Annotated in this window: 4 protein-coding genes; 2 read left to right on the top strand and 2 right to left on the bottom strand. The window is 56.0% G+C overall.

Annotated elements, in window-relative coordinates; genetic code table 11:
* Positions 1-53: 53 nt before the first annotated feature.
* Together K8V32_RS13705 and ald are read left to right on the top strand one after the other, a co-directional pair.
* A complete protein-coding gene (locus K8V32_RS13705; protein WP_303908664.1) occupies positions 54-1,118 on the top strand; it encodes a tellurite resistance/C4-dicarboxylate transporter family protein in 1,065 nt (354 codons plus the stop codon).
* 69 nt (positions 1,119-1,187) lie between these two features.
* Entirely contained in the window at positions 1,188-2,330 is a 1,143-nt protein-coding gene (gene ald, locus K8V32_RS13700) for an alanine dehydrogenase (protein ID WP_303908661.1), read from the top strand.
* 378 nt (positions 2,331-2,708) lie between these two features.
* On the opposite strand, the gene K8V32_RS13695 is transcribed toward ald, so the two are convergent.
* Together K8V32_RS13695 and K8V32_RS13690 are read right to left on the bottom strand one after the other, a co-directional pair.
* Positions 2,709-3,347 (bottom strand): trimeric intracellular cation channel family protein, encoded by a 639-nt coding sequence (locus K8V32_RS13695; RefSeq protein ID WP_303908657.1) that lies wholly within the window; start codon positions 3,345-3,347, stop codon positions 2,709-2,711.
* Positions 3,348-3,517: 170 nt separating this feature from the next.
* Entirely contained in the window at positions 3,518-4,336 is an 819-nt protein-coding gene (locus K8V32_RS13690) for a hypothetical protein (protein ID WP_303908654.1), read from the bottom strand.
* Positions 4,337-4,633 lie beyond the last annotated feature (297 nt).

The raw sequence follows: 4,633 nt of genomic DNA, 5'->3' as shown, positions 1-4,633 counted from the left end.
GCAGGTGAGGGTTTATGGTGAAATCAGTGTAAGTCACCAAGCAAGGAAACCTCGTGCATACCGTTCGCTCTGAATCTTCAACTGTCCCGGTGGCCACCAAATGGTGGAGTCCGGTGGATCTCACCCCCGGTTACTTCGCCTTGGTCATGGGAACCGGCATCGTCTCAGTTGCGCTGCACCTTTGTGGCTATCCGGCAGCTTCCGAAGTGTTGCTGGCCATTGCTGTTGTGGCCTACATTGTGCTCGTCGCGCTCAATTTCTGGCGCATCATTGCCTATCCTGCTGCCGTGATGTCTGATCTCACGGACATCGCCCAGTCTTTCGGTTTCTTCACCTTCGTTGCCGGCAGCGGGGTCATCGGGTCGCGCCTGGCCATGGCCGGCTGGTGGACTCCTGCTGCCGTGCTGCTCATTGTGGCCGCCGTCAGCTGGCTGTTCCTGGGGTATATCGTCCCCGTGGTGGCGGTATTAGGTCGTGCTGAGCGACCAATAATCAAAGGCGCTAACGGGTTGTGGTTTATCTGGGTTGTCGGAGCGCAATCAGTTGCCATGTTGTCGGCAACGCTGGAACCCATCCTGACCGAGGCTCGCGAAATACTGGCCATCACCGCCATCTTCGCCTGGTCACTGGGTCTGATCCTCTACGTCGCGGTGGCGATGTTCGTAGCCCTACGACTCATGACCTTCCCACTGGACCCACGCGAATTCAATCCACCCTACTGGATTTCCATGGGAGCACTGGCCATCACCGTGGTGGCCGCAGCACGCATCGCCGAAATGGCCTCAGCCCCCATGGTAGACGCCACCCGCGGCTTAGTCGCAGGCATGGCCGTACTATTGTGGTGTTTTGCCACCTGGTTGATCCCCGCACTATTCGGCGTCGGCATCTGGCGACACGCTATTCACCGGGTACCGTTGAAATATGAGCCCAGCCTCTGGAGCATCGTTTTCCCACTGGGCATGTACTCCGTGGCTGGGATATATCTGGGCCGGGTCAACGAATTACCCATCGTTGAAACCATCGGCACCGCATGGTTATGGGTCGCTGTTGCGGCCTGGGTATTGACGTTTATCGCAATGCTCCGAGCCATCGTGCTGCGCATCATTCGACGTCGTTAGCTACCTTCCTCGCTGGAAACGTTGGCCCGACATATAACAACCCTGTTGAGAAGGAGTAAGCTGGGACTCATGTTGATTGGCGTTCCTAAAGAAATCATGAATAACGAAAACCGCGTTGCCCTAACCCACGGTGGGGTGCACGAGCTGGTCAAAGCCGGCCACAGTCTGGTGGTCCAGGCCGGGGCCGGAATCGGGTCTGGCATCAGCGATGACGACTACCGCGCCGCTGGAGCAGAACTGGTCGACGACGTCGGGCAAGTGTGGGAACGCGCCGAGATGATTCTGAAAGTCAAAGAGCCCGTAGGCGAAGAATTGACCCGCATGCGCGAAGGCCAACTCATTTTTGCCTACCTGCACCTGGCCGCCTCGGCCGAGTGCACGAAAGCCGTGCTTGATGCAAAAGTCACCGCGTTGGCCTACGAGACGGTCACCCGCGGTCGGACGTTGCCATTATTAGCCCCGATGAGCCAGGTCGCTGGTCGACTCGCACCGGTTGCCGGTGCATATCATCTGACCCAAGCACAGGGTGGTTCGGGTGTGCTCATGGGCGGGGTGCCCGGTACACGTCGCGCCAACGTCGTGGTCATTGGTGGTGGTGTTGCTGGTGAAGCCGCCGGTGTCATTGCTGCTGGCATGGGTGCCAATGTAAAAGTGATTGACGTGAATCTCGAGCGTCTTGCCGAACTGGAACAGGCCCACGGTAACCGTTTGGATACCATCGCCTCGAACGCGATGAACATTACCGAAGCTGTGGCCGATGCAGACTTGGTGATCGGTTCCGTACTCATCCCGGGTGCTGCCGCTCCGAAACTCGTCACCGCCGAAATGGTCGAACGCATGCGCCCAGGCTCCGTGCTGGTCGATATTGCTATTGACCAGGGTGGCTGTTTTGAAAACTCGCGTCCCACGACCCACCAAAACCCCACTTATACGGTGGGCGATAAGATTTACTACTGCGTTTCCAATATGCCCGGTGGTGTGCCACAAACATCAACCGCAGCACTGACCAACGCGACCCTGCCATATATTCAGCGCATCGCATCCCAAGGGTGGACCAAAGCGCTGGCCGCTGACGAAGGTCTGGCAGCCGGGCTGAATGCACACGACGGCAAAATTACCCACCGTGGGGTCTTTGAGGCCATGCTGGAAGAACTCCAGCTGGAACAGAATCATGATTTCCGCAACGTTGAGGACATTTTGGCCAGCGTCTAATACCCCGCACTGCGAGATTCGATCCTCCATGGTGCGTGCTCTAACCCTGGGGCACGCACCATGCTTGTATCCTGCTGCCAGTAGAAGTCAAAGATCTCTTCCAACGGTCATGAAGTCGAATAAGCACTCTTGGCTTTGAGCCAGCATGGACGGCTGAAGTTCTCTGAACACCCCAGAGCTCGTGCAGAACTTCGGAATACGACAATTTGGTACGAAAGCAAAAATGACGGGCTCACAGGTCGTTTCCCCATGCCATGGGATACCCGGTGCAAGACATTCTTCATTGGCCGAGATCTGTCCCAGTCGTGATGGGATCAGCCAGCGAATTACTGCTTCGTAGTACGATCTCTCAAGTCGAAGCGAGTCATGCCCAATACGTCAATCCTGGACCGCATGTGTACCGCGAGGCGATGGTGCGTTAAGTTTATAACGTACTCCGATAATTCGGATCAACCAGCAGACACTGGCAGCAATTACTGCTGCAGCCACCCCATAGAGATCTGTCATCATCACTACCACGGTGATCCCCGCGCCAACAATCGCTGGGATCGCGTAGAGCCCTTCACTCATGACCGACGGAATTCTTCCGATGAGCGCATCTCGGATGGTGCCACCGCCGACCCCAGTAAGTGTTCCCAGAATGATCGCCTGGACAGGTCCAAGTCCAAATTCCATGGCTTTACTTGCACCGGTCACTGCAAAAACGCTTAAGCCCACTGCATCGAGTACTTCAATGGGCACGGTCATACGGCCGAGATGTTTGGCGAAGATAAAGACAATGAACGCCCCAAATGCTGCCACCGCGAGATAGCGCCAGTCCTGGAAGGTTGCCGGTGGCAGGTCGTTGAGCATGACGTCGCGAAGAATACCGCCACCCATGGCGGTGATCATGCCCAGAGTTAAGACACCAATAATGTCGATGCGCACGTGTCGCACGGCGGTCAGTGCACCGTTGAGCGCGAAAGCAAATGTGCCCAACAGGTCCAAGAGCAGCAACAGAATTTGTTCGGGGCTCATGTGCGAAAGGTTATCCTCAGTGGTTCGGAATCATCGATCCATTGTTGCCTGTCGAGCACGTCAAAGCAAGGTTCGGTCTCGCATCCAACCGGCACAAGCGATCTGGTTCGACACGACAACGGGTGCCACACTTTTGCAGTGCAGCACCCGTCGTCAAGGTTTCGTACAGCCTACTGGCCCGAGGTCATTGCCATAACATCTTGTTCAGTGACCACTTGATCATCGCTTGGTCGCTGCGGGATCTCAACCTCGTCGTCCCAGGTGAATTCCATGCGAGTTTCACCATTGCGGATGTGTTCCAACCGTGGTGCATCGCGATCCGTGCTAACGGCGATATATTGCTCTGATTCACCGTTCATGATGGCGGTTTCGTCCTCGCTGTCGGAGGAGTAAAACCAGCCGGTATCGTCAGATTCTGATTCGAGTTGCATGTAGGTGCCTTCTTGGTTCAGTTCGCCAAAGTTGAAGCCCGTGACGTCGTCGGTCTGACCGGATTCTGCGGCAGAACGCATTTGATTCAGCAGGTCTACCATATCGAGGCCTTGGTTGGTTGCGTCGAAGTCGTCGCTGATGTCAGCGTATTTACCGGCAAATTCGGTGGTGATCGCTTCCTGTTGATCTTCCGGCAGCATGGACCCCCTGGTCTGAAGCATCATATCCATCGAAACGTACACGTCGTCGCCGAAGAACGCCATAGTAGGTTCTTGGTCTTCACCGAAGCGAACTGCCGTGGCCGAGCCATCGAGCGACCCATAAATTTGCAGTTCAGAAATACTGCCGCCGAGCATTTCCTCAATGACCGCCGTATCCTCATCCATGCCATCAGGAACGGCTCCGGTCATTCCCATGGCTTCCGAGGCGACCATGGAGTCCCACATCTGTGCTTCGATATCATCAAAGGCAGGGACATCGGAAGCGCTGGCACAACCCGTCAGTGCAAGCCCGGCAATAGCGGCAGCAGTGACGACGGCTCGGATCGATCGTGACATTACTTTCTTCGTTGGTATTCGTGGCGGAAGATTCTCAGCGTAGGAATCCTCGCCTAAGCAACAACTTTCAGGTGTAGACGGCCCGGCTTTTTATAGGTTTCACAATGACGACGGCATAGCAACAGCGGCGCAGTGCTCGCTGGGTTGCACTGCGCCGCTGTCTTAGAGAAAATCGAATCCGGCTAGGAGGTCATCGCTGGAGTGACTGCCTGGGACTCGATTTTCGTTTCTTCACCGACGCGTGCACCAGTTGGCACTTTGCGATCGGCTTCAGCTTCGGTGATGAGTGGGTAGACG

This window comes from Enteractinococcus helveticum (genome assembly GCF_020742345.1).
Taxonomy (GTDB): domain Bacteria; phylum Actinomycetota; class Actinomycetes; order Actinomycetales; family Micrococcaceae; genus Yaniella; species Yaniella helvetica_A.
Note: the sequence above shows the minus strand (reverse complement) of the source record. Positions and strands in the feature narration are given on the sequence as shown.